Source organism: Pseudoduganella ginsengisoli, assembly GCF_009720865.1.
GTDB classification, from domain to species: Bacteria; Pseudomonadota; Gammaproteobacteria; order Burkholderiales; family Burkholderiaceae_D; genus Rugamonas; species Rugamonas ginsengisoli.
This window is the reverse complement of record NZ_WNLA01000027.1, coordinates 1-24,072: the sequence shown is the minus strand read 5'-3', so window position 1 is coordinate 24,072 and position 24,072 is coordinate 1. Positions and strand designations below refer to the sequence as shown.

The window sequence follows — 24,072 nt, the reverse complement described above, 5'->3', positions numbered from 1 at the left end:
AGAAAGACAGTTATGGGCAAAGCGATTATTCGGCAAGGCGACAGAACATCGCATGGTGGAATCGTCAAGGAAGGTTTTTCGCATGCCATCCTTTTTGGAAAACCAATTGCTGGCCGAGGGCATAAAGTGTATTGCCCTTTATGTAAAGGCGATTTTCCGATCATTGAGGGAACAAACAACCACTTCTTTGGCGCTATCGGTACGGCAGTTGAAGGAATGAAGACGGCGTGTGGTGCCACGCTTATCGCATCACAGCATGCAGCAACAATCGATGTCAGTTCATCTGCTGCAAATCATCAATCAAAGCACACTAGTGATCCCGCGCTATCGACACATTCGGCACCTCAGCAGTTATCCTTCGACGACAAGTATGTCCTCATAGACGAGGACAGCGGCACCCCTCTCCAAGCTACGGAATATGCCATCCGTCGGGCGAATGGCGACCTTGAATTCGGCATCACAGATGCGGTCGGGCATACCCACCTACTTTCGGCAACAGCGCAAGCTGAATCTGTCGACATCTACATTTGATTTGATTCTTGACGCAGCGTCCAACTGAGCTGAAGTCTTAACCTTTTTCAACTTTCGCAGAGGTAAACATGGACTCAGAAGTCATATCACCAAACGGAAAACGCTTGAGGAAAACAGCTACCCGCACAACGACTCTCAGCGAAAATTCCGACGCTAAGGAGGTCCGTCTTTCCAAGCTCAAGCGACGTATAGAAGAAAACACGCAGTATCTGGAAGACAGCAATGTTAAAGCATTTTTGGTCATGATTGGGAAATCCGAAGGTGGCGATTACCACGCAAAATTCGGCTGGAACGCCAAACATCCGGAACTGATATTCACCGATGAATCCACGCACCCAGGTTTTGGCCTGGAAAACAAATCCACTGCATCTGGCCTGTATCAGATAAACGATGCCTGTTGGAGGGAACACGGCATCAAAGCACAAGGATTGCTCGACTTCTCCCCCCACACACAAGATCTAATTGCTGTTGAAACAATACGATTTCGCAAAGCGATGCCAGATGTTTTAGCTGGCAAATTGAAGTCCGCCATTCAATTGCTGAAGGGCCAAGAATGGGTTTCGCTTCGCAAGCACTCATACGACACGCTTCGCGTTTGGTACGTAGCTGCTGGTGGAAAGGTCAACCAATGAACGCTTTGCTCTTTGCCTCGCTACTCTCTGCGGCTAATTTCGACGCCGATTACGATCTACGTTTTTATCCACCCGATCCGGAGACGGTTGATGCCAGAAAGCTCCCTTACCTGGTATCCGGATTAGTTGTTGGGACAACCTTTACTGCCGCTCGAAAGCAGATTTTAAAACAAGGATGGCGGCCCTATAATCTGCTCAAAACTTGGCGAGCGGACGAGCAACCAGATTGCGTCTTGCTGGATTGCGAACTGCATCGAAACGGGGTGGTCGAAGTAGAGGGATGTCCGACAGATAAGCCCGTCTGTACTTTTTACTATCGGAAGGGGAAGGTCTGGCTGCAATTGATGGCAACCGGCGAAACGAGGGAAACACTGCGCGTTTACTACTGGGCCAAGCAGGCACCTCCATCATCGCATTAAATTATTGAGCCGGACTGCGCCGGCTCATACCCTACGCAGCATTCTGACAAATGAAATCATCAGTCCATGCAACTAAGTACTGTCATCGATAGAATCTCCGACCTTGCTTGCGGTGACCCTAGGGGACAGTCGCGATTCTAAAATTTCCGTATGGAAGCTGAACTCCTTCGACAGAAAAGCTTGTCAGTAGGTAGGCGGGCCTTCCGGTTCAGGCGTTAATGCTGCTTCGATGCCGTGCCACTCTGGTAAGGCTGCAGGAGGAAGGGGAAGAACTTTATCCAGCCGGCCAAATTTAAGGTCGGGATTAATTGCCAATGCATTCATGATTTCTTCATAGCGACGGCTGCGTTCGGGATCAGCAGTAACGGGGTGCCCATCCAAGGAATTGTCTTTTGCAGAACTCTTATCTTTCCCAAATATGAGGTACAAAGACGCAGCACAGTTTTTGCCTCCAAGTTTTACGCCATCTTGATAAAGCCTCAGCGAATCTGTGAGTCGCCCCATCCCCTCTGCATCTATAGCAAGAATCTCTGCCGCCGCAGCGTGCCCCTGCGCATAAGCGCATTGAAACATGGCGAGCTCCGCCTCTGGACGCTCCGCTTTACGATAGGCAGCAGCCAACGCCATCTGCGCGTCCGGACTACCCAGCTTCGCAGCCTTTAAGTAATAGCCCCACGCAATTTTCTCATCCGGCTCAATATCGCCATAACCATATTCATAAGCGACCCCAAGATCATAATATCCCCAGGGCTGGCCGTTTGCTACAGCCTCCCGTTGTATTTCCACTGCTTTGTTCAGATCCTTCTGCAAAACATTGTTTGTCGGCAGCGGTCCCAGACCTTGCAGATAAAAGTGCGCCAGTAAAGCCTTCGCTCCCCAGTCACCTTTGCTTGCTGCAAACTGAACGTCCGCGGATATACTTAACAACTCTTCCCTAGTGAATTCCCAAGCAATCTTTGTGCGCCACCGCTTACGCGCTTCCATGTAAATTCGATACACCTCTGGATCGCGCTTCTCAGGCATATGCTCCTTCCAGCGAGCGCATTTCGGTACGTCCCCTTTTGCATCAAATGGTTCAAGAAAGCCGGGCATCGTATGCATGGTGTGATGTTCCTCCATTTGCACAGCAAATCCGAATAAAGCAATTCCAGCCATTATGGCGAGTGATAGGGAGCGCCAGCTCTTTCGGTGTAGCAGTGTCATACCAACGGCCTTGCCGGCTGACGATCAACATGAAATTCCACCAAGCTTCCTTTAAGCGGCAACCCCAGCTCTTTATAGCGACGATTCTCTCTCGCTGTCTTACGCCAATCCTGATAGGCGTCGCTCATGCTTTCAAACTGTTCCGGCCCACGTTTTCCCACGCACTGCTCAAACAGTTCGCACCTCAACTGGTACGCCGCGTCCTTCGCCTGGCTTAAGACATTGAGTTCGCTGTCAATTGCCATACTACGCAAATTCAGATTGGCGGAACCGATCGTAAACGCCGAATCGTCAACAATCGCCACTTTGGCATGAATGTATATTTCCTCGTACTCGTCCGCCATCAATTTTCTCCCCGCAGGTACTTCTTTGCAGGTCCACATTGATCCCATAACCACATTAATTCCCTGAAGCGACAGCTCGGCAGGGGTCAACGGTTTTTCTTTCACGCCCTGTTCAAAATTCCTCTGATTCAGGGCTTGAATGACAGGCATCGCCTGGCTGTACCCGACACGGTAAGCCACCTCATAGGTTGGCACATCCATACCTGCGCGTTCTGGCGTCGATGTCAAGATGAAGAGATAAAGTGGCGCCTTATACCCTAGCAACCGCTTTTCGCTAATGCAATCAAATAAGTACTCAACCCAGTCTTTGTATTGCACGTATTGGTTCTGAATAAACATGTAATGGTATGTTAGCCGGGTCAAGTTCGCATAACATTCCTTGATCGTTTTTTCCTTGTGCTGGGGCTGCGTTCTGAGCAATTGCATACTGTGCTGAAACTGCTCGCTTGCAAATGCCTTAAAGGGAATTTGCTGACGTTGCCGTATGAATGCCTCGCTGGCTCTTGGTTCGATATGATCCCCTACAGCCTGCGTGATACGTAAAAAGACATCAGCGACGGAATTTCTAGTAGCAGCCCACAGTGCCTCTGTAGCTAATGACATTTGTTCTCGTGATTCGCGCCACGCTTGGCAAAAGTTATGATTCAAGTCATATAAAATGGGGCCGCATACGCGGCACGACACATCTTGGTACGGCATGGCCACAAAAGAGTTCCTGTCCAAAAACGACTGCACTGCGCGTTCTTTCTGCTGCTGCTCATACTCTGTAGGAGTGTACGTTCCGCCCGACGTCGTCCCAAGATCCGGCCCCTGATTCCAAGCCTCCGTTGGGTTCTTTTTGTAGAAGCGCTCTCGCCTGGCATCCTGGAACTTGTGCTGTTTTGTATCCCAGTAATCCGTAATGGAATTGTGTCCCATCACATAACCTATTGCGGCCTGACGGCGCTCATAATCAATCAACACCATCTTTTGATGATGCGTCGCGAACAGCATGGAACCCAACGCTGACGCGGCGCGCGGCGGAGATTCATCGTTCAGTGACTGCGAAAGCAGGCTGACTGGAATTTCCCGAACTCGCAACTCAATGTTCGGTGCGTTCCCAGACAACACACTCTTAAACCAATCAACGTTGTAAGCCTGATGCTCTTCACTGTAATAGTGGCTGATCGACGCAACGAAATGCGTAGTCCAGGATCCGTAATATCCCGGCATGTTGCCAACAGCGAAGTGCGTCATGATGCTGTCGTGCCAAATTACTAGGCGCACCTTTACAGGATGGCTAGGATCAGAGGCAATCTTCTTCAGCAAATCGCCATAACGAACTCCGTCTCGTGCCGTCTTGCCACGTACCAATACCATGCCAGGATCAAAGCCCCACGTAATAATGTCCACACTGCTCTTTGCCGACTCCAAGTCCCGTGCGATCTGCCCAAACACCCGTTCGCCGCAAACCAGAGGTTCGATGCGGCAACCATGCCGCACAGGATATGTCCGCTCCGGAGTCTTGACCCACCAAGGTAGTGACAAAGATTGATAGGGACCCATATCCCGGTTGTAATAAACATTGTCTTCGTAAAGCGCAGCGTTACTATTCATCCGTCCCATTGCTTTCCTCCTCACGCGTCATGGGATTAGCATCGATACGGTCCTGTTCTTTATCCGGACACTCATCGACAATTGATCCACCTGGATTGCTGTATCCGTGGTACCCCATCCCGGCACACACTTTGTGCTGTTCGCTCATATCGTCTGGTACGATTTCATAGCGCTGGCCTCCCGGAAGCTCAACGTGATACGTCGATGCTTCGTCCAACTCGTGCTTGAACTTCAGCGTCCCATCCTCATCGAACTTCGTTTGCTCCAACAAAGCACCGTCCTTATAAAGCTTGCACGGCAATCCCCTACACGCCCGCCCACTTGCGTTGGCGTGCGATCCCAAGTGAAGAGCACCCTTACCTTTTGCTTTCTGCAGCGGCGGCATCACCAAATCCACATCACGATTCTTCGGCCCCACAAAGCTGTGCTTCGCCGCATGCGCCACGTAGTTTCCGTTGGTGCCCTGCTCGATGCCGTCCGCACTGAATCTCAGATAACTGCCGCCACCATCAATGACCACCTCTTCCTTGGCAGTAATCAGAATCCGGTTAGCCGTATGGGATATCTCCAGCTTGGACAGCAACCGGATATTGTCCGTGAGCGCCTGAATATCGATGTCCCCCGCAGCAGCCACCAGCTTCATGCCGGCCTGCTGCACGAATAACCGCAATGACCGCTTCACCGTGGCGAACAAGCTCTCCCCGCTGGACAGCGACAAACTCTTGCCGCAACTGAGCGCCGTGTGCTGGTCGCTGGCGATATGCGTACTGCCTGCAGTGGAACTGGCAATGCCTGCCGGACTGGCAAACACGAGATGCGACGCAAGAGCCTTGGCGTCTTTGCCACCGATTGCATGCTGCTGGGTTTCCAGCGCCTTGATGACATCGGTTTGCTGGCGTGCCGCATCGCCATCATGAGGCTGGGCGAGTTCCGCCAAACTGGCATGACTGGCCTGCACCCGGTCCAGGCGCATCGCGGTTTCTTCCATGCTGGCGATATGGGAACGGGCTCCCGCCCTCTCCTCCGTGGTAACCAGCATCCCCTTCCCCGCCCGCACCACCCCATGCCCATCCGTCCGCAACTCAAACCCATCCCCGCGTGCTTCTCCACGGCCAGAAGCACTCTCCACCCGCACGATATGCCCCAGCCCCAACTGGCTATGCAAATGATCACTGCGCAATTGCGCCTGCAATTGATCCCGCGTGTCATCCATCACCAGCTGATTGCCACGCTGACCACCCAACTCCCGGCTCCGCCACCCCGACAACGCCCGCTGTTCCGGCAACGCCCAAGGCACCGCATTCGCGCCGTTGTAAACCACCCCCGTGACAATCGGATGATCCACATTCCCATTCACAAACTGCACCACCACTTCCTCCCCCACCCGTGGCAACCCGATCTGCCCGAACCCCGCCCCAGCCACCGGCATCGCCACCCGCACCCACGGCGAATTCCCGCCCGTCCCTTTCCCCTGCCGGTCCCAATGAAACTGCACCTTGATGCGCCCCAGCGCATCCGTATGAATCTCCTGCCCCGCAGGCCCGACGACAATGGCCGTCTGCACACCCGGATCAGGACACGGCGTGCTGTGATACCCCCGCTCCGGATACCAGCGCCGCTGCTGGCGGATGCACGTAAAGCGGTTCGTGTATTTCGACTCCGCGTGCCGCCCGTCCTGATAATTGTTGGTGGCGGTATGCTCGACGGACAGAATCAAATAACAGCGGCCTTCGCGCGACGGATCGCCGATTTCCGCCAGGGGAGCCTCGGCGCTGAAATGCTCTTCCAGCCTGAAATACCGCCCCGGCTGCGCACTGCGGTCATTGCCGGACGCTTCAAAGTACTGGTACAGCGCTTCGCGCCCGTCACTGCGGCGCTGCGCCAGGGGTTCGCCTTCGCGGCTGCCGTGATAGGCCACGGCGCCCGCATATTCATGCACTTCATGATCGAAGCGGTCGCCCTGCGGGTGGCGGGTGCGCGCGGAAATATGGCTCGGCGATGGGAACTTGTAGTCAAACGTGGACAACGTCAATACGCTGGCGCCCAGGCGGCGCACGGCTTGCCACTGGTGGATGCTGTCATCTTCCTGCGAACCAGCCTCGCTGCGGAACGGCATGCCCTCTGCCGCGAACGTACCTTCCCGCGCATCGATGGCTGCGGCGCCCATGGTGTCATCGGCCAGCCACAACGTGTGGCCATCGGCGCGGTGCTCGTACCAGTAATGCCAGCCCAGCGCTTCCCAGCGCCGGTGCAAGTGGTTGTAATCCGTTTCGTTGTATTGATTGGCGCACGTGATGGGCGGGTCATCGCGCGTCAAACGCGTTTTCCAGTCGTGCTGCACGCAATGGCGCAACGTCAGTTCCGTGATCTGCGCCACGGTGCGGCCATGGAAGCTGACGCAATCCTGGCGCAGCCGCGTAAACGCCATCCACGGTTCCAGCACCATGCGGTAGGTCGCCAGCCCGCCATCGGCGCCCAGCAGCCTGAACTCCGTCACGTAACCGTTGAAGTGGCGCTGCGATCCGTCATTGCGCACCAGGGAAATCGTGACCATCCTGGCCATCATGTCGGTCAGCGCAATGTGCGCATCGTCCGACAGCAATTCCACCTCGTAGCGGAAAGAGCGCGACAACTCTTCGCGCGCATGCAGCGTATTCACCAGCAGTACCGCGTATGCCGGCCCATCGCCGCGCGGGAACGCCATCGTCAACAAACGGCCATGCTGGCTTTCGCTGTCGAGCACCGACTGTATCCACGTTCTTGCGCCGTCCATATGGTCCCCCAGTGATTACCGACAGGCATCAGATCAAGGGGGCCAGTATGCGTTTCGTATCCAATAGGCAATTTGCGCTAAAGCAAGCTATGGCGCCGGTGTGGTTTCGCCAAGACACTCCCAATACAAACGGTTCCAGTCGGGCTTCTGCTCCATGGCGAAGAACCAGTCGCCTTCCGCTTCGTTCGGGTCGTCCGGCAATGCATACGCATCGAGCCGCGCCTTCAATTTGCCGATGTCCGAGAATTCCTCCAGCTGCCGTATGGCGGCGCCTATGGCCGCCTTCACTTCCAGCCCATCCTGGCGCAGGTAGTGCATGGCGCCGGCCGGCGTGATGTCATCCAGTGGCAATTCCCACTCTTCCGCCAGCGGCAGCAACTGGCTGAACAACACGGCCGATACAGCCTGCAACTCCCGCCGCGCCAGGCTGCAATAGGTGTCCAGTTCCTTGTCATCGAGCACGTCCAGGCCCGCCTGGTCATGCCATATTTCGCGCAGCATCCACAAGGTTTGCGCGTGGTCGATTTCCGGCGGCGGTTTCGCGGGTGCGGTAGGCGCAGGTATATGCGTGATGCCGGATGCGGCAAACACGTCTTCGTCATCCCACGCAATGTCTTCCTCGCAGCGCGCCACATCGTGCTTGTCCAGCAAATCCACCATGTCAGCATCATCTTCCAGCATGAGAATCTGTTCGGCAAAGGCGCAAATCAGCCAGCCAAGCTTGATGCGGTGCAGGTCATCGAGCGCAGCATCCGCACAGGCTGCGTCAAAGCGCAGCGCCAGTTGCCGCAAATGGCGGTGATATTCCCGCTTCAGAGGCTGCAATTCCCACGCGGCGACTTTGCGCACGGAAGCGCGCTGTTCGGTCCATTGCGCAGCCAGCAGCGTGATGCGGTACAGCTTGCGCATCACGCGGTCAAAGCGCCTGCGGGCGCGGGACGGCGCCCTTGGCGGCACCAGTGACAAGTGGCAGGGATGCAATGGCGGCTGGGACATGGCGATCTCCATGGCAGAAATCGCGATGGTGGCATGCCCGTCGCCGCCGGGTTTGACGAAGCTCAGCGATCGCCCGTCATGTGCAGGAAAGTATCGAGGATATGGAAATGATCGTCGTACAGCTGGTCTTCCATGTCTTTCAATTGCGCGATCGGCACCCATTTCGCCTCCGCCGCATCATCCGCTCCTTTTACTTCGGGCAAATGATCGAGCCGCAAATCGAAATGGTGCGCATGCGTGATGGTGCGGCCACGCTGGCTGCGGTCCGGGTGGCCAAACACGCGGACACCGGCCAGCGCTTCTTCCAGCGTGGAGGGCAACAGCGGCAGTCCTGTTTCCTCCGTCAATTCGCGCAACGCCCCTTGCAGCAAGCGTTCGCGCGGTTCCAGGTAGCCGCCCGGCAGCGCCCACAATCCTTTGCCGGGCGCGGCGCCACGGCGGATCAGCAATACGTGGCCGGCAGTCTGCACCACGGCATCCACGGTCGTGAAAATCGATGGATACGGCGTACATGCCCACGCGGCGATGGTTTGCGCGATCACCGCATGTTCTTCCGCCAGTTGCGCGCAATATGGCAGCAGGGACCACGCTTTCAGGTATTGCAGCACGGCGGGCGGCACTTCTCCGGCCAGCGCATCGAGTGCAGGACCCGAATGGCCGGCTTCGAACAGCACACGGCGCAGCGCCGTCGCATCCGTCAATCCTTCGCGTGGCGCTTCCACCAATTGCCATTGGGGGAAGTGGTTCAGGTAATAACTGGAGTCATCCTTGAAGTGCCCGACCAGCGCGATTTCCGCCCCTTCATCCACCAGCGCTTCCACCGCTTGCTGCACGTGGGCGGACCAGCGGTCATCATCGAAGTAGTCGCGCACAGCAATGAACGACACGCGTGCGCGTTCTGCATCCGGTAACGACGTGGAGATCATCGTCACCCGCTCGTCAAATGTGAAGGGATTTTTGGCGCTGCGGGCCCGGTGCGCGGAGCCGATCACAACGGCCACCCTGGGTGCACTGGCCAGCGCCTGGCGCAGCAGTCCGGCGTGGCCGTTGTGCCATGGCTGGAAGCGGCCAATGACGACTGCCAGCTTGATGGGTAAAGGCGCCGTCGTCATTCGTTTCCTCCTGAAAATTTCGCTGCAATGGGCAATTGCCGTCCACTGCCAAAGGCGCGGGCGCGCACGCGGATAATGGGCGGCGCCTGGCGGCGCTTGTATTCATTGCGCGCCACCAGCGACAGGATACGCCCGACCAGCGCACGGCCGTCGTCCGTTTGGCGCAGCTGTTCAACAAAGGCGCGGGCCTTGTCCCACTCATCGGCCGCCAGGCGCGGGCCTTCGATATGCCATTTCAGGATTTCATCGAGCACATCGTAAGGCGGCAGGCTGTCCGTGTCGCGCTGGCCCGGCGCCAGTTCCGCCGATGGCGGTTTAGACAGCACGGCGGCGGGGATAATCTCACGGCCTGCGACCGCATTGATGTGCTGCGCCAGCGCATACACTTCGGTTTTATATAAGTCGCCAATCAAACCCAGGCCGCCGTTCGTGTCGCCATACAAGGTGCAATAGCCAACGGAGATTTCACTCTTGTTACCGGTCGTTAGCAGCAGTGCGCCGTGCGCATTCGAGTATTCCATCAAGACGGTGCCGCGGATGCGCGCTTGCAGGTTTTCCAGCGGCAGGCCATGCAATGGCTGGCCGAATGCCTGCCGGTAGCCCGCCGCATATTGCTGCACCAGCGCGGCGATCGGGTGCGTATGCAGGCGCACGCCCAGCGCAGCGCACAGCGCCTGTGAATCGGACACGGAACCGGTGCTGGACCATTCGGATGGCATCGTGATGGCGGTGACATTGTCCGCACCCAGCGCTTCGGCAGCCAGCGCAATGGTGATGGCGGAGTCGATGCCGCCGGATGAACCAATGACGGCTTTCGTAAAGCCGCAGCGGCGGGCGTAATCACGCAGGCCCAGCAAAATCTGGCGGTGGTAAAACGCTGCCGGCGCCGCCTCCCTACCGGACGGAATGGCTGTGGCGGTACCATCCACAGGCTGGGCGGCCGCCGGCATACGTGTGCCCGTACTAAATGCCCCGCCGTCAAACGCCACCATCCGTAATTCTTCTTCAAACTGGCGGCACGTGAACGTCACTCCTTGCTGCGGCGTCACGCCGAACGATGCGCCATCGAACACCAGCTGGTCTTGCCCGCCCACCTGGTTGACGAACAGGATGGCGAAACCGTTGTTGCGGGCCGCATCGCCAAACAGGGCGTGGCGCTGCGCAGCTTTGCCCAGGTTGCTGGGACTGGCGTTGATGCTGATGACCAGTTCCGGCTTTTGCTTGCGCAGCGCTTCAAACGGATTGACGGCGTAATCGCGGCCGGCGTCATTCCAGCCATCCTCGCACACGAGAAAGCCGATGCGGTGGCCTTTGACAGCCAGCACACACGCGCGTTCCGGGCCAGGTTCAAAGTGGCGGTATTCGTCGAAGATGCCGTACGTAGGCAGCAACTGCTTGTAGTACTCGGCAATGACGGCGCCGTGACGGATGATCAGCAGGGCGTTGTGCAGGGGTTTGCCCGGTCCCCGGTTGGGACGGGCTGTGCCCAGGATGACCGTCAAGTGGGGCCAGTGTTCAGATTGCTGCACGATGCGCGCCACGCTGCGTTCCATGGCGGACAAGAAGCGCTCGTCTTCCAGCAAGTCGCCAGGGTAGTAGCCGCAGACGGCCAGTTCAGGGAAGACCACCAGGTCGGCATGCGCGTTGGCGGCTTGCTGCATGGCGGCCAGGATGGCGCTGGTGTTGGCTTTGAAGTCGCCTATCGTCGGGTTGGTTTGGGCGATGGCTATGCGTAACATATCGGGGCTCCGGTGACATGTCGGGTTAAGCGCGTTGCGCTTGACCCGACCTACGGAATATCGTCGCGGGCTGACGATTCGGTTTAGGGCCTGCCATGGTTGAAGACCTGGCGCAGGTAAGCCAGGAACGTCTCATCCTTGCACAAGGTCTTGCCTGGGGCATCGGACAGCTTTGCCACCGGCTGGCCATTGCACGTCATGAGCTTCATGACGATGTTCAGCGGTGTCAGTCCCACGTCATTGCTCAAATTCGTGCCGATGCCGAAACCCGTCATCGTGCGGTCCGCAAAGTGGCGGTACAGCGTAAACGCCCTGTCGAGATCTAATCCATCTGAAAACACGAGGCGCTTGGTGTGCGCATCGAGGCGCAGCTTCGCATAGTGCGCCAGCGCCTTTTCACCCCATGCGAAAGGGTCGCCGGAATCATGGCGCAAGCCGTCGAACAGCTTGGCGAAGTACAGGTCGAAGTCGGCGAGAAACGCATCCATGCCCACCACGTCCGTCAGCGCGACGCCAAGGTCGCCCCGGTATTCCTGCACCCAGCCTTCCAGCGCGGCCTTTTGAAAGTCGCGCAGGCGCACGCCGAACGACTGGTAGCTTTGCAGGTATTCGTGCGCCATAGTTCCGATCGGCACCAGCCCGTATTGTTTGGCCAGATAGACATTCGACGTTCCCTTGAACCATTGCGGCGCTTCCCGCGCCAGGGTTGCCACCACTTCCTCATGCCACGCGCCGGAATAGCGGCGGCGCAAGCCGAAATCAAAGAATTCAAACGGATGGCGGCACGGCGCTTGTTCGCCAAACGCGCGCAATTGCGCAATCTTGCCGGACAGGCGGCGGCGCCCTTCCGCCAGCGCCGCGTCCCCATCGAAGCGGCGGAAATACAATTCATTGACGATGTACAGCACGTAGATTTCAAAGCCCATCACGTGCACTTGCGGGCCGCGCGCCACGATGGCCAGCGCATCGCCTTCCGCCTTGACTTCAATGAAGCGGCGCTGGAAGCGGAACACCGTCAGGAAATCCACAAAGTCGCTCTTGATGTAGCGCAGGCCCCGCAAGTACGCCAGTTCATCTTCCGTGAACGACAGCGTGCACAAATGATCCAGCTCGCGTTCCACATCGGCCTGCAATTGCGCCAGCGGATACGCCGGCGTATTGCGGCAATTGAATGCATATTCCGTCTGCGCGCCGGGGTGGCTGTGCAACAGCGCCTGCCACATGGTGAATTTGTATAAATCATTTTCCAGCAGACTTCTGACTACGGGCGCCGCATCCTTCACGATATCCTCCTGGCTGTTACACGTTCGCCTTTAACTCTTCCAGCGCTTCCGCTGCCGTTGCCAGCCGCACGCCCTGCTCCGCCATCGCGGCCAGGAATGCCTGCTGCTGCGCTTCAAACCCCGCCACGGGGCTCATGCAATCGGTCAGCAATACCAGCTTGCTGCGCCGTGCAGGGCCGAACTGGCGGGCGATGTCCTCCACGGTGGCTTTGACGCAGTGGCTGCCCGCTTCGCCCGCAACGTAAATGCGTTCAGCCTGGCCCAGGTGCGCAATGAAGTCCGCATTCAGTTGCGTGCCCTTGTCTTGCGGGTCCGGCACTTCGGCCAATACGGCGGAATAGTGTTCCGTCCACGGGTTCGTGCCTTTGATGACTTTGTGCACGGAGCGCAGCGTGCTTTCTTCCCAGTGGTTGTAGGCGGCGCGCACATCCGCGTGCACGTTGTGGCCCCACGAGCCGATTTCACAGTGCACGGGCCACACCATCAGCTTGTAGCGGCCCGCCGCTTCCAGCGCATCGAGATACGCCAGCGCACGGGCCATGGCGGCCGGCTTGCGCGGCGCATAGCGGCCTTCGCGCACTTCGCCGGCCGTGATTTGCGTGAAGGGCGCCACGGCGCCGCCGTCCCCCGTTTGCCAAAACGCCGGGTGCGCGATATCGATGCGGTGGTGCGAATCCAAAGTCACGCTGATGCCCGCGATACCGGCTGCGCCTTCCGTAATCAATTGCGCGGTGCGCAGCATGTCAGCGTGCGCGCCTGCCACCGGCAAGGCCGGCGATGCGTTGTGCGGGCGGTACGCGCCGGGCAAGTCGCAGAAGTCGTTTTGCGGGTCGATCAGCAGCAGGTGCAGTTGGCGTTTCATAGATGACTCCGGTTAGTGTGTGATGGCATTCTATTCCACTTAGTTTATAAGTGCAACTAAGTATTTTGGCTTTGCTGCTTATAGAGGGAATCGATTAAGATACGAAAGTTACTAAGTAAAGTGGAGCGGCCTTGGATCCCATTATCTGCACTGTCGACGTTGTGCTGCTGACCTTGCAGGACGACGCCTTGAAAGTGGCGTTGTTGAAGCGCGAGCGCGAACCGTATCAGGGCGTGGCTGCGCTGCCCGGTGGTTATATCCATGTGGAATCGGATGCCGATACGCATGATGCCGCCATGCGTATGCTGCGCGATAAAGCCGGTATTGTCCCCCCCTATCTCGAACAGTTGGCGTCGTTTTCCGGTCCGGCCCGCGATCCGCGCGGCTGGTCGATTTCCATCGCGTACTACGCGCTGGTGCCGTCTGCGCTGATCAGCCAGCAACACGTGCTGCTGGCCGACGTCGACAGCACACTGCAATTGCCATTCGACCACAAAAGCATCCTGGATGCCGCCGTGCAGCGGCTGCGCAGCAAGAGCCAATACTCATCCCTGCCGTGCTACCTGGCGGGCGAAACGTTCACGTTGCCGCAATTGCAGAAGGTGTATGAAGTATTGATGGGCGAGCCGCTTAACAAAGTCAGCTTCCGGCGCAAAATGGATGAGATGGACATGCTGGAAGCCATCGAAGGCAAGATGATGGCAAGCGGTGCGCACCGGCCTGCGCAAGTGTACCGGTTGAAGGCGGCGTACCGCAAACGGCTGCAATTGCTGGAACGGGGGCTTTAAACTCAGCCGTATAAAAATAATGTGGCGTCCGGCGCACATTGCGTGAACTAATTCGTCCCATTCCGGTCCAAATCCCATCGCTGTGACAAAGCGCGTATTTGTACGCGGGCACAGCGCGCTAACTTGAACTTATCAGCGCTGGGAGACCACCATGAACCTGGACTTGCAACGCACGACCCTGTCGGGCAACTCCACCATCGGCACCTTGTCCGTCAACGGCCAGTTCGAATGCTTTACGCTGGAAGATGCAGTACGGCCAGAGAAAATTCCAGGCGTTACGGCCATCCCTGCCGGCGACTATGAAATCGTCATCACGTATTCCGAACACTTCCAGCGCATGTTGCCGCTGCTGTTGAATGTGCCGGATTTTGAAGGCGTGCGTATTCACACCGGCAACCGGCCGGAAGATACGCAAGGCTGCATCCTCGTCGGGCAGCAACAGGATACTGACCGCATTGCATCAAGCAAACCCGCTTTCGACCGTTTATTCGTCCAGCTGGAAGCAGCCGTGCGCAGCAAGGAAAAAATCTTGCTGCATATCCATTGAAAGGCCATGGAAACCCGCTACACGTGGCTGCCCGACCAAACGCTGCCATTACCCATGCAGCAGGAAGAGTTGCGCAACATCGCGCTGCGGCGGGCGCTGCAACAGCAGCCGGGTGAAACGCAGCAAGAGCCGGCAAGCATTGCCGCAGCGCTGACGGGGCTTGCCCTGTCCGGCGGCGGCATCCGCAGCGCCACGTTCGGCCTCGGCGTGCTGGAAGCGCTGAAGGAACAAGACCGGCTGCGCGCCATCGATTATTTATCGACGGTGTCCGGCGGCGGCTACATCGGCGCATGGCTGAGCGCCAATTGCCGCCGCGCGGCTGCACGGCGCGATGCGCTGGCCAACCATCAAGTGCCCGCCGCCATCGGCGGCAACCGGCTGTACCGCGACTGTTATGCGCAGGCCGCGACAGACTGGCTGTCGCGCGCAGCCAACTGGCGTGAATCCATTGCGCATTTGCGGCGCTATTCGAATTACCTTTCGCCCCAGTTCGGCATTTTCAGCGCGGATTCGTGGTCCATGATCACCACATGGGTGCGCAATGCGCTATTGGTGCAAATTACCGTGATCCTGTTCATGGCAACGCTGCTGCTGTTGCCCCGTCCCCTGCTGTGGCTGTTCACGGCGTGGCCGGAAATGGGCAACTGGCGTTGGACGTCCGTTGTCCTGTTTGTGCTGGCGGTTTCCGGCGTGGCCGCCAACCACTGGCGCCTGACCACGCGGCGCGACGTGCCGCAGCTGCAGGCGCGCAACTGGAAAGCAGGCGGATTGTGCGCGGCGGCCTGTATCGCCGCGGCGTACGGCATTTGCTATTACGCGGATTACAGCCCGTTCGAAGACAAGCGCAACAGCCTGATGCTGTCGCTGCTGACCGCCATTCCCATCGTGCTGGCCGGCCTGTTCCTGCTGCCTGCCGGCGTACGGCTGGCCAAGCCCATGCTGTACCTGGGGCGGCGCATGATTCCCGGCTGGATTGCCACCCGCGTGCCGCGCCGCATAGATTACGGCCAGGGTTTGACGCAGGCGCTGGTCATTGTGCCGCTGCTGTTGACGGGGTATTGCCTGGCAGCCGTCATGTGGGGGTTGGCCACGGGTTCGCATGTCGCGTCATCGATGGTCGAACTCGACAGCTACGGCCAATTCTTCCTGGAAGGATGGCGCTATTGGCCATTCCCGCTGGCCATTACGTTTGTCGCACTGTGGCCGCTGTCTTACTTTTCCCGCGTACCGGACAAGCGCAGCCTGGTGGCGGCACTGCTGGCGCCGCTGCCATCCATGGTGGTGCTGCATGCGCTGCTGTCGTTCATCATGCTGCTGATGCACCAGTGGTCGCAATTGCCGGACCAGCGCAACTGGCAGCAAGGCGCATGGTATGCGCTGGTCTGGGGACCGGCAATGGTGCTGTATGCGTTTTCACTGACCATCGTCGTGCAGATCGGCATGCTGGGCCGTCATTCGCCGGAAGGCGTGCGCGAATGGTGGTCGCGGCTGGGTGCGTGGCTGCTCGTGTATGGCATTGCGTGGATGCTGGTGTCCGTGGCAGCCGTGTTCGGACCGCTATGGGGGCTGGTTGCCCTCAACAGCGACTGGATTTCACTGCCCGCGCTGGGCGGCTGGGCAGCCAGTACGCTGGGCGGCCTGATGGCGGGCAATGCCGGCAGCACGCAAGGGCAAAAGGCCAGTGCAGCGGATACACGGTTTTCCACGCGCATCTTGAATGGGCTGGCGGTGGTGGGACCGTATATCTTCATTGCCGGCATGTGCATCGGCGTGGCGGCGCTGCTGCACCTGGTGATGGTGTACACGGCCAGCGATGTGTGCTGCACGTTGTCCGGCATGGAACGCTATTACTGGATCGACATGACTTTCCCGTCCCACATGGTAATCCTGTCGACCCTGGCCGGGCTGCTGATCGCCGCCAGCATCTTTGCGTGGCGGGTCGACATCAATGTTTTCAGCCTGAATTCGTTTTACCGGGGCCGCCTGTCGCGCTGCTACCTGGGCGCCACCCGCTTCGTGCCCCGTGAGCGCACACCGCAGCGCTTTACGCTGTTTGACGATGACGACGACATCCCGATGCCGGACCTGGCCGGCGAAGGATTGACGCCCACGACAGGGCCGCAGCGGGCGCAGGCGGGGCCACTGCACATCGTATGCTGCGCGCTGAACCTGGGCGGTTCCAGCGACTTGTCGCTGCATTCGCGCCATGCGGCGTCGTACGTGCTGACGCCTTACCGGGCCGGCACCGGCTATTACCTGCGCACGGATTGCGGCGGCTACGTGCCGCTGGGGTACCGGCCCATTACGCAATATTGCGGCCATTCGATGCAGCCGACACTGGCGCAGGCGACTTCCGTGTCGGGCGCTGCCGCCAGCCCGAACATGGGGTACCACACGTCGCCCGGCACGGCTTTCATGCTGACCATGTTTAACGTGCGCCTCGGATGGTGGTTCCCCAATCCCAAGCTGGCGCATATCACGCGGCCTTCGCCATCGTTTTCCATCCGCTATCTCGTCAAGGAATTGTTTGGCGCGGCGGAAGGACGGTCGAATTACCTGATGATTTCCGATGGCGGGCATTTTGAAAACCTCGCCGTGTATGAACTGGTGCGGCGGCGCTGCAAAGTCATCATTGCCAGCGATGCGGAATGCGATGGCCACTACCGCTTTGATGGTCTGGGTTCGCTGATCCGCATGTGCGAGGTGGATTTCGGCGTGAAAATCACCATCGACTTTACGGAAATCGTGCCCGTCACGGCGGCGGGCAGTGAGACGCCGTGGGCGCGGCGGCGCTTTGCCATCGGCGCCATCGATTACGGCGACGGCGAACGGGGCGTACTGATTTACCTGAAAGCCGCGATGACAGGACGCGAAGATGCGGCAGTGCTGCAATACAAAGCCCATCATCCGCGCTTTCCGCATGAATCCACAGGCGACCAGTTTTATGGCGAAGACCAGTTCGAGAGTTACCGGCAACTGGGATATGACATTGCGCACACGGTGTTCGCGCAAGTGGCCATGTATCCTGACCTGGTCACGGCAGCGCAAGCATTGCAGCAAAAATATTGCGGACACCGGCCGCATCCACATGGCCCCGTCACACCGCCACCACAGCCGCCCACTTCGCCGCCGCAGCCGCCGCGGCCGCACCGGGCCCCCGTGCCGGAACTCCACATAATGCAGTCGCCATTGACGTGGCAAAAAGTATCGCAGCGTATTGCTCCCAATACAGCAGCGGTCAACTTTCGCCCAGTCAAACGCGTGCACGATTTCCGCTTCATCCGCGGCAGCCGGCATACGCATTGACGATACAGCGCTTTTGGGAATTTTTGATATGTGTCAAAGTTTTTAGCGTTAGGGATTCATACACTTTGTTCGAACTCAACAGCGAAGAAAGAAGAAGTGTATGAAAACCCGTATTTGCAGTGCCATTATCGCCGCCGCTTTGACCGTGGGCGCCTCCGCTGCGCAGGCAGCCGATACCGGTTCCTGGCTGGTACGCGCACGCGCCGTGCATATCGATCCCGCCGACAAATCCGATCCGGTGGGCGGCGCCGGTGCGGCTGACCGTATTTCCGTCAGCAGCAAGACCATTCCGGAAGTGGATATTTCGTATTTCGTGACGCCGAACGTGGCGGCGGAACTGGTGCTGACTTACCCGCAAAAGCACACCGTGTATCTGGATGGCAAAGGGATCGGCACGTTCCGCCACTTGCCGCCCACCTTGCTGGCGCAATACCACTTTGCCCCCGGCCAGACTTTCAGCCCCTATGTGGGCGCCGGTGTGAACTGGACCACGTTCTCGAAAAACCGCTTGCTGAACGGCGGCGCCAGCCTCGAACATGACAGTATCGGCCTGGCCCTGCAGGCAGGCGCCGACGTGAAGATCGACAAGCAATGGTCGCTGAACCTGGATGTGAAAAAAGTGCAGATCCGCAGCGACGTGCTGATCGGCGGCGCCAAAGCCAGCCGCGCGAAAGTCGATCCAGTCTTGCTGGGTATTGGTGTCGGCTACCGCTTCTGATCGCGCAGCGCTTGCTGTAACTCATCCGCCAGCCGGCGCCGCTGGGCGGCCGGCGCAAAACTTCCCACTTGCAGGGTCGTGCCCTTCGCCTCCAGCTGCACCAGGCTGCGGGGCGAATCAGGCTTGGCGACACGCGTAAAGTATGGCTCCAGCACCGTCTGCGACGTGCGCCCCGCCGATACGCGCTCCACCAGCAGGCTGCCTGCCGTCAGCACGATGTGTTCATAGTCGGCGGCGTGGCGCGCATACAGGATGAAAGCCGTCGTCACGGCTGCCAGTTCAACCATCGTAAAAATCAGCACTTGCCACACGCCTTGCAGCAAAAATGCCAACGCCACGGTGAGCGACAGCGCACACAGCGCCAGATACGCCACCAGCGTTTGCCGTGGCGACAGTGAACAATTGCGGCGCAATAGCCATTCGCGTTTTTCACGCCGGTCATCCATTGAGCGTGGCATAGCGTATTTCCCGGGTCTCGTGCATGAATTTTACTGCCGGCACGCATAATCGTCCGTTACCGTTGTTGCATGGCGACAATCAGCGCATCGGCACTATAGCGGCAGGCAGACACCCGGAGCAGGATGTGACATTCTTCTGGAAATCACTATACGGGGGAGTCATGTCGCTTGCGAATTTGAAGATTGGGGTACGCCTGGGAGTCGGATTTGGCGTGGTGTTGACGTTGCTGACAGCCATGATGCTGCTGGGGCTGGCATCGATGTCGCGCATCGGCAGCCGCACACAGGACATCCTGAACGACAAAAACGTCAAGATGGCAGCCGTACGGACCATGGTGGGCGACGTTCGCACCATCACGCTGGCGCTGACAACACTGACCGTGGTTTCCAATCCCGACCAGATGAATGCGGAACTGGCCAAAGTTGACGAAGCGCGCAAGCACTACAGGGAATCGCGCGACAAGCTGGCGTCCATGATGACGGAAGACAAGGAAAAAACCTTGCTGGCTGCCGTTGATGAAGCGCTGAAAACCGGGGCCGAGAAAAACAACAAGCTGATCCAGATGCGCAAGGAAGGCGCCACCGAAGCAGCCGTTGACTACCTGCTCAAAGAAACGGGACCGGTACAAGCGAAGGCGCTGGCCGCGCTGAACGACGTGTTCACGTATGAAACCAAAATGATGGATGAAGCGGGCGAAGACGTGAAAGAAGTCTACAGCAATGCCCGCATCCTGCAGTTGACGCTGGGTACGATCGCCATGGCCATGGGAATCAGCGTCGCGTGGTTCATTACCCGCTCCATTACCGGACCGCTGAACCGCGCCGTGGCTGTCGCGGAAACCGTAGCGGCAGGCGACTTGACGTCGCGCATTGATACGGGCGGCAACGATGAAACCGGCCGCCTGCTGCAGGCATTGAAGAAAATGAATGATGCGCTGCTCGATGTGGTGGGCCAGGTGCGCGGCGGCACGGAAGCCATCACCACGGCATCGCATGAAATCGCGGCAGGCAATATGGATTTGTCGTCGCGTACGGAACAGCAAGCCAGTTCGCTGGAAGAAACCGTATCGTCGATGGAACAGTTGACGTCGACCGTACGGCAAAACGCGGACAATGCGCGCCAGGCCAATACGCTGGCGCATTCAGCGTCGGAAGTGGCGTCGCGCGGCGGCGCCATTGTGGCGCAAGTGGTTGACACCATGGGCGCGATCAACACGTCGTCCGGCAAGATTGCCGACATTATCGGCGTCATCGATGGCATCGCATTCCAGACCAATATCCTGGCGCTGAATGCAGCGGTAGAAGCGGCCCGCGCGGGTGAGCAGGGCCGTGGCTTTGCCGTGGTGGCGTCGGAAGTGCGCTCGCTGGCGCAGCGCTCGGCAGCAGCGGCCAAGGAAATCAAGGAATTGATCGATGCGTCGGTGGCCAACGTGGATGCAGGCTCGCGCCTCGTCAACGACGCGGGCCAGACCATGGGCGACATCGTCGACAGCATCCAGCGCGTGGCGGACATCATGGGCGAGATCACGTCGGCCAGCCAGGAACAGACGCTGGGGATCGAGCAAATCAATCAGGCCATTGCTCAGATGGACCAGACCACGCAGCAAAATGCCGCGCTGGTGGAAGAAGCGGCAGCCGCCTCGCAAAGCATGCAGGAACAGGCGGACAAGCTGGCGCGCGTGGTGGGGTTCTTCTCGACGGGCGCCCATGCGGCGCCGGTGGCAGCCGTGTCGCGGGCGGTGGCGCTGGCGCCGAAGGCTGCGCCGGCGCGGCAGGCTGCTCGTCCGGCAGCCAAAAAAGCTGCGGCGAAAAACGCTGCGCAGCCGAAGCAGGATGAATGGGAAGAGTTCTAAAGCCCGCTCCATAGGGCGGATTTTACGGGGACGCCGAGCCAAATCCGCCCCACGGGAGCCATGGCCGGTGTCATCCCCTCAGGATTTCAGCATCGCCAGCAATGCCCGGATATCTTTCAGCGGCAAAATCAAATCCGGTTGCCGCAGCTTAAGCGCAGCCCCCGGCATCACCGGCGACTGCGCCTGCTGCGGATCCTGCACCACCGTCAATCCGCCGGCAGCCCCAATCGCCGCCAGCCCTTCCGCCCCGTCATGGCTGGCCCCCGTCAGTAAAATCCCCACCAGTGCTGGCCCATACGCATCGGCCGCCGATTGCATGGCAAAGTCGATGGCCGGCCGCGAAAAGATATGCAGCGGCTCATTACTGAGCGAGAATGTGGCGTCATTTTCAACCGATAGATGATAATCAGCGGGCGCGAAATACACGGCGCCCGGCGCCACGTCCTGCTTGTCTTCCGCTTCAACGACCCGCACGTCCAGCCGCGACGCAAACAGGTCCGCCAGCTGGCTGGAGCGCCCCCGCAGCATGTGCACGACCACCACGACCGGCACCGGCACGTCCGGCGGCAGCCCGGGCAAGATTTCCAGCAGGGCCGACACGGCGCCGGCGGAAGCGCCAATCACGGCCGCCTCGAATTGCCGCCCCTGCAGCACATCCGCCAGCCCCCGATCCGGCGGCGCGGTATTCAAGACAGCTTCCTGTAGATGCGCTCGCGCCGCGCCACATCTTCAAAACGGGGCCGCAAGATGGAAAAATCCAGCGTTTCCTTGCTGCCCAGCCCGAGAAAGCCCCGGTGGCACAGCGATTCGCGGAACAGGCCGAATGCCCGCTCTTGCAGCGCCTTCTTAAAGTAGATCAGCACATTGCGGCAACTGATCAAATGCGTTTCTGCAAACACGCTGTCGGTGGCCAGGCTGTGGTCGGCGAAGGTCACGTTGTCGCACAGCGAGCGGTCGATCCGCGCAGCGTTATAGGCCGCCGTGTAATAGTCGGAAAACGCCCGCTTGCCGCCTGCCGCCTGGTAATTGGCCGTGTACCCGCGCATGGCGTCGAGGGGAAACACGCCTTTGCGGGCTTTATCGAGCGACGCGGGATTGATGTCGGTGGCATAGATGATCGTACGTTCCAGCAGCCCTTCTTCTTTCAACAGGATCGCCAGCGAAAACACTTCTTCGCCGGTCGAGCAGCCCGCCACCCACACTTTCAGCGATGGATACGTCGACAGCACGGGCAGCACGTGTTCGCGCAGCGCCGCGTAGTACAGCGGGTCGCGGAACATTTCCGTCACGGGGATCGTCAAGAATTGCAGCAAGCGGGAAAACGCGGCCGGCTCATGCTGCACCTTTGCGCGCAGCGCAGTGATCGTGGCGCAGCCCATATCGCGCATCGCATGCTGTACGCGGCGCTTTTGCGACGCGCCCGTGTAGTCGCGGAAGTCGTAGCTGTATTGCTGGTAGATCTCTTCCATCAGCATCGCCAATTCAAGGTCGGCGCCCGATGGCGGAAGCGGGACATGGCTGCGCGGCATGGCATTCCTTACAGGCGCTCGGCGCCTGGCATCCACACGCGCAACAGCGAATACAGGCGCGACAAGTCGATGGGCTTGGCCAGGTAATCATTGGCGCCCGCCGCCAGGCATTGTTCCTGGTCGTCCTTCATGGCCTTGGCGGTAATGGCGATGATGGGCAGGCGCGCATAGCGGTCATCCTGGCGGATGCGGCGTGTCGCCTCCAGCCCATCCATCACGGGCATCATGACATCCATCAGCACCAGGTCGATATCCGGCGCCGTGTTGAGTTTTTCAATCGCTTCCACGCCGTTGCGGCTGATTTCTACCATTGCACCTTTTTGTTCCAGCGCGCTGGACAGCGCAAAGATATTGCGCACGTCGTCATCGACCAGCAAGATGCGGCGCCCTTCGAATACGCGGTCGCGGCTGCGCACGGTTTTCAGCATCGATTGCCGCTCGCTCGACAATTCCGATTCCACCTTGTGCAGGAACAGCGTGACTTCATCGAGCAAGCGCTCCGGCGAGCGGGCGCCCTTGATGATGATGGAGCGCGAATACTGGTGCAGGTCCGCTTCTTCGGCCCGCGTCAGCACGCGGCCCGTGTACACAATGACGGGTGGGAACGAGGCGATTTCTTCGCGCGACATGCGCTGCAACAGTTCATTGCCCTGCATGTCCGGCAATTTCAAGTCAATGATCATGCAGTCAAAGATGGTCGTGCGCAGCAGCGCCAGCGCTTCTTCGCCGGATTCCACGGCCGTGATGGCGATGTCGTCATCGGCAATCAGTTGCACCATGCTGTCGCGCTGGCGCGCATCGTCTTCCACCAGCAGCAGGCGCTTGATCTTTTGCGTGAACTTGCTTTCCAGTTTGCGGAACACGGCTTCCAGCTGTTCGCGCGTCGTGGGTTTCAATGCATAGCCGATGGCGCCCATGTGCAGCGCGGCTTCTTCATTGTCGGCAGCGGACACCACGTGCACGGGAATGTGGCGCGTGTCCGGGCTGTCTTTCAATTGCTGCAGCACGGACAGGCCGGAACGGTCGGGCAGGCGGATATCGAGCAAGATCGCATCCGGCTTGTATTGCGCAGCCAGCTGCACGCCTTCATCGGCGGCAAAGGCCACCAGGCAGCGGTAGTCCATCTGATGCGCGAGGTCATACAAGATGCGGGCAAAGGCAGGTTCGTCTTCGATGACCAGCACCAGCCGTTCCGGTGGCGGCGGCAGATTGCGGTCATCGTCAAATGGACGGGGGGCTGCCATCGGCGCGGCTGTCGCGGATGGCGCGCCAACAGGCAATGCCATCGCGCCATGGGCTGCCGCGGCAATGCTGCCGCCCCAGACGCCTGCATTGGCCGCTTGCCGCGCGCCATCGGCTGCGCCAGCAGGCCGCGGCACGGCC

At 59.1% G+C, this 24,072-nt stretch carries 20 protein-coding genes; 8 read left to right on the top strand and 12 right to left on the bottom strand.

The window, feature by feature from the left end:
• Positions 1-12: 12 nt before the first annotated feature.
• From GM668_RS26425 to GM668_RS26415, 3 genes are all read left to right on the top strand, one after another.
• On the top strand, positions 13-531 hold the full coding sequence (locus GM668_RS26425; protein ID WP_155441966.1) for a PAAR domain-containing protein: 519 nt from the start codon (positions 13-15) through the stop codon (positions 529-531).
• Between the two features lie 68 nt (positions 532-599).
• Positions 600-1,163, top strand: coding sequence for a lysozyme family protein (locus GM668_RS26420; protein ID WP_155441965.1), 564 nt, complete (start codon positions 600-602; stop codon positions 1,161-1,163).
• Entirely contained in the window at positions 1,160-1,582 is a 423-nt protein-coding gene (locus GM668_RS26415) for a hypothetical protein (protein ID WP_155441964.1), read from the top strand. Before GM668_RS26420 ends, GM668_RS26415 begins: the two co-directional genes overlap by 4 nt.
• A gap of 183 nt (positions 1,583-1,765) precedes the next feature.
• On the opposite strand, the gene GM668_RS26410 is transcribed toward GM668_RS26415, so the two are convergent.
• From GM668_RS26410 to GM668_RS26375, 8 genes are all read right to left on the bottom strand, one after another.
• Entirely contained in the window at positions 1,766-2,785 is a 1,020-nt protein-coding gene (locus tag GM668_RS26410) for an SEL1-like repeat protein (protein WP_155441963.1), read from the bottom strand.
• Complete coding sequence (locus GM668_RS26405) at positions 2,782-4,734, bottom strand: phospholipase D-like domain-containing protein (RefSeq protein WP_155441962.1); 1,953 nt, start codon at positions 4,732-4,734, stop codon at positions 2,782-2,784. Before GM668_RS26405 ends, GM668_RS26410 begins: the two co-directional genes overlap by 4 nt.
• Complete coding sequence (locus GM668_RS26400; protein ID WP_229499941.1) at positions 4,718-7,498, bottom strand: type VI secretion system Vgr family protein; 2,781 nt, start codon at positions 7,496-7,498, stop codon at positions 4,718-4,720. The genes GM668_RS26405 and GM668_RS26400 overlap by 17 nt, the downstream gene beginning before the upstream one ends.
• An 87-nt stretch (positions 7,499-7,585) precedes the next feature.
• A complete protein-coding gene (locus tag GM668_RS26395) occupies positions 7,586-8,494 on the bottom strand; it encodes a hypothetical protein (RefSeq protein WP_155441961.1) in 909 nt (302 codons plus the stop codon).
• Positions 8,495-8,556: 62 nt separating this feature from the next.
• Positions 8,557-9,606 carry a bifunctional nicotinamide-nucleotide adenylyltransferase/Nudix hydroxylase gene (locus GM668_RS26390; RefSeq protein WP_155441960.1) on the bottom strand — a complete coding sequence of 350 codons (1,050 nt, stop codon included), beginning with the start codon at positions 9,604-9,606 and terminating at the stop codon, positions 8,557-8,559.
• Positions 9,603-11,345, bottom strand: a complete 1,743-nt coding sequence (locus GM668_RS26385; protein WP_155441959.1) for an NAD+ synthase — start codon at positions 11,343-11,345, stop codon at positions 9,603-9,605. Before GM668_RS26385 ends, GM668_RS26390 begins: the two co-directional genes overlap by 4 nt.
• Before the next feature lie 83 nt (positions 11,346-11,428).
• Positions 11,429-12,628: a nicotinate phosphoribosyltransferase gene (gene pncB, locus GM668_RS26380; RefSeq protein ID WP_170305850.1), complete on the bottom strand. Its 1,200-nt coding sequence runs from the start codon at positions 12,626-12,628 to the stop codon at positions 11,429-11,431.
• 16 nt (positions 12,629-12,644) lie between these two features.
• A complete protein-coding gene (locus GM668_RS26375; protein WP_155441958.1) occupies positions 12,645-13,490 on the bottom strand; it encodes a cysteine hydrolase family protein in 846 nt (281 codons plus the stop codon).
• Positions 13,491-13,621: 131 nt separating this feature from the next.
• On the opposite strand from GM668_RS26375, the gene GM668_RS26370 reads away from it, so the two are divergent.
• The 4 genes from GM668_RS26370 (at position 13,622) to GM668_RS26355 (ending at position 18,849) form a co-directional block, all read left to right on the top strand.
• Entirely contained in the window at positions 13,622-14,278 is a 657-nt protein-coding gene (locus GM668_RS26370) for an NUDIX hydrolase (RefSeq protein ID WP_155441957.1), read from the top strand.
• Between the two features lie 151 nt (positions 14,279-14,429).
• Positions 14,430-14,825 (top strand): DUF5675 family protein, encoded by a 396-nt coding sequence (locus tag GM668_RS26365; protein ID WP_155441956.1) that lies wholly within the window; start codon positions 14,430-14,432, stop codon positions 14,823-14,825.
• A 6-nt stretch (positions 14,826-14,831) separates the two neighbouring features.
• The gene (locus GM668_RS30955; RefSeq protein ID WP_155441955.1) at positions 14,832-18,131 is read left to right on the top strand and encodes a patatin-like phospholipase family protein; all 3,300 of its coding nucleotides are present in this window, start codon (positions 14,832-14,834) and stop codon (positions 18,129-18,131) included.
• A 100-nt stretch (positions 18,132-18,231) separates the two neighbouring features.
• Positions 18,232-18,849 carry an OmpW/AlkL family protein gene (locus GM668_RS26355; RefSeq protein ID WP_155441954.1) on the top strand — a complete coding sequence of 206 codons (618 nt, stop codon included), beginning with the start codon at positions 18,232-18,234 and terminating at the stop codon, positions 18,847-18,849.
• On the opposite strand, the gene GM668_RS26350 is transcribed toward GM668_RS26355, so the two are convergent.
• Positions 18,837-19,307 (bottom strand): DUF2244 domain-containing protein, encoded by a 471-nt coding sequence (locus tag GM668_RS26350; RefSeq protein ID WP_155441953.1) that lies wholly within the window; start codon positions 19,305-19,307, stop codon positions 18,837-18,839. The two genes, GM668_RS26355 and GM668_RS26350, sit on opposite strands and share 13 nt — an antisense overlap.
• A gap of 161 nt (positions 19,308-19,468) precedes the next feature.
• Between GM668_RS26350 and GM668_RS26345 the strand changes: the two genes are divergently transcribed.
• Positions 19,469-21,160: a methyl-accepting chemotaxis protein gene (locus GM668_RS26345; RefSeq protein ID WP_155441952.1), complete on the top strand. Its 1,692-nt coding sequence runs from the start codon at positions 19,469-19,471 to the stop codon at positions 21,158-21,160.
• Between the two features lie 78 nt (positions 21,161-21,238).
• On the opposite strand, the gene GM668_RS26340 is transcribed toward GM668_RS26345, so the two are convergent.
• The 3 genes from GM668_RS26340 to GM668_RS26330 form a co-directional block, all read right to left on the bottom strand.
• Entirely contained in the window at positions 21,239-21,850 is a 612-nt protein-coding gene (locus GM668_RS26340) for a chemotaxis protein CheB (protein WP_229499939.1), read from the bottom strand.
• Entirely contained in the window at positions 21,847-22,689 is an 843-nt protein-coding gene (locus GM668_RS26335) for a CheR family methyltransferase (protein ID WP_155441951.1), read from the bottom strand. The genes GM668_RS26340 and GM668_RS26335 overlap by 4 nt, the downstream gene beginning before the upstream one ends.
• Positions 22,690-22,697: 8 nt before the next feature.
• Positions 22,698-24,072 (bottom strand): response regulator (locus GM668_RS26330; RefSeq protein WP_155441950.1); only part of this gene is annotated, 1,375 nt, incomplete at its 5' end.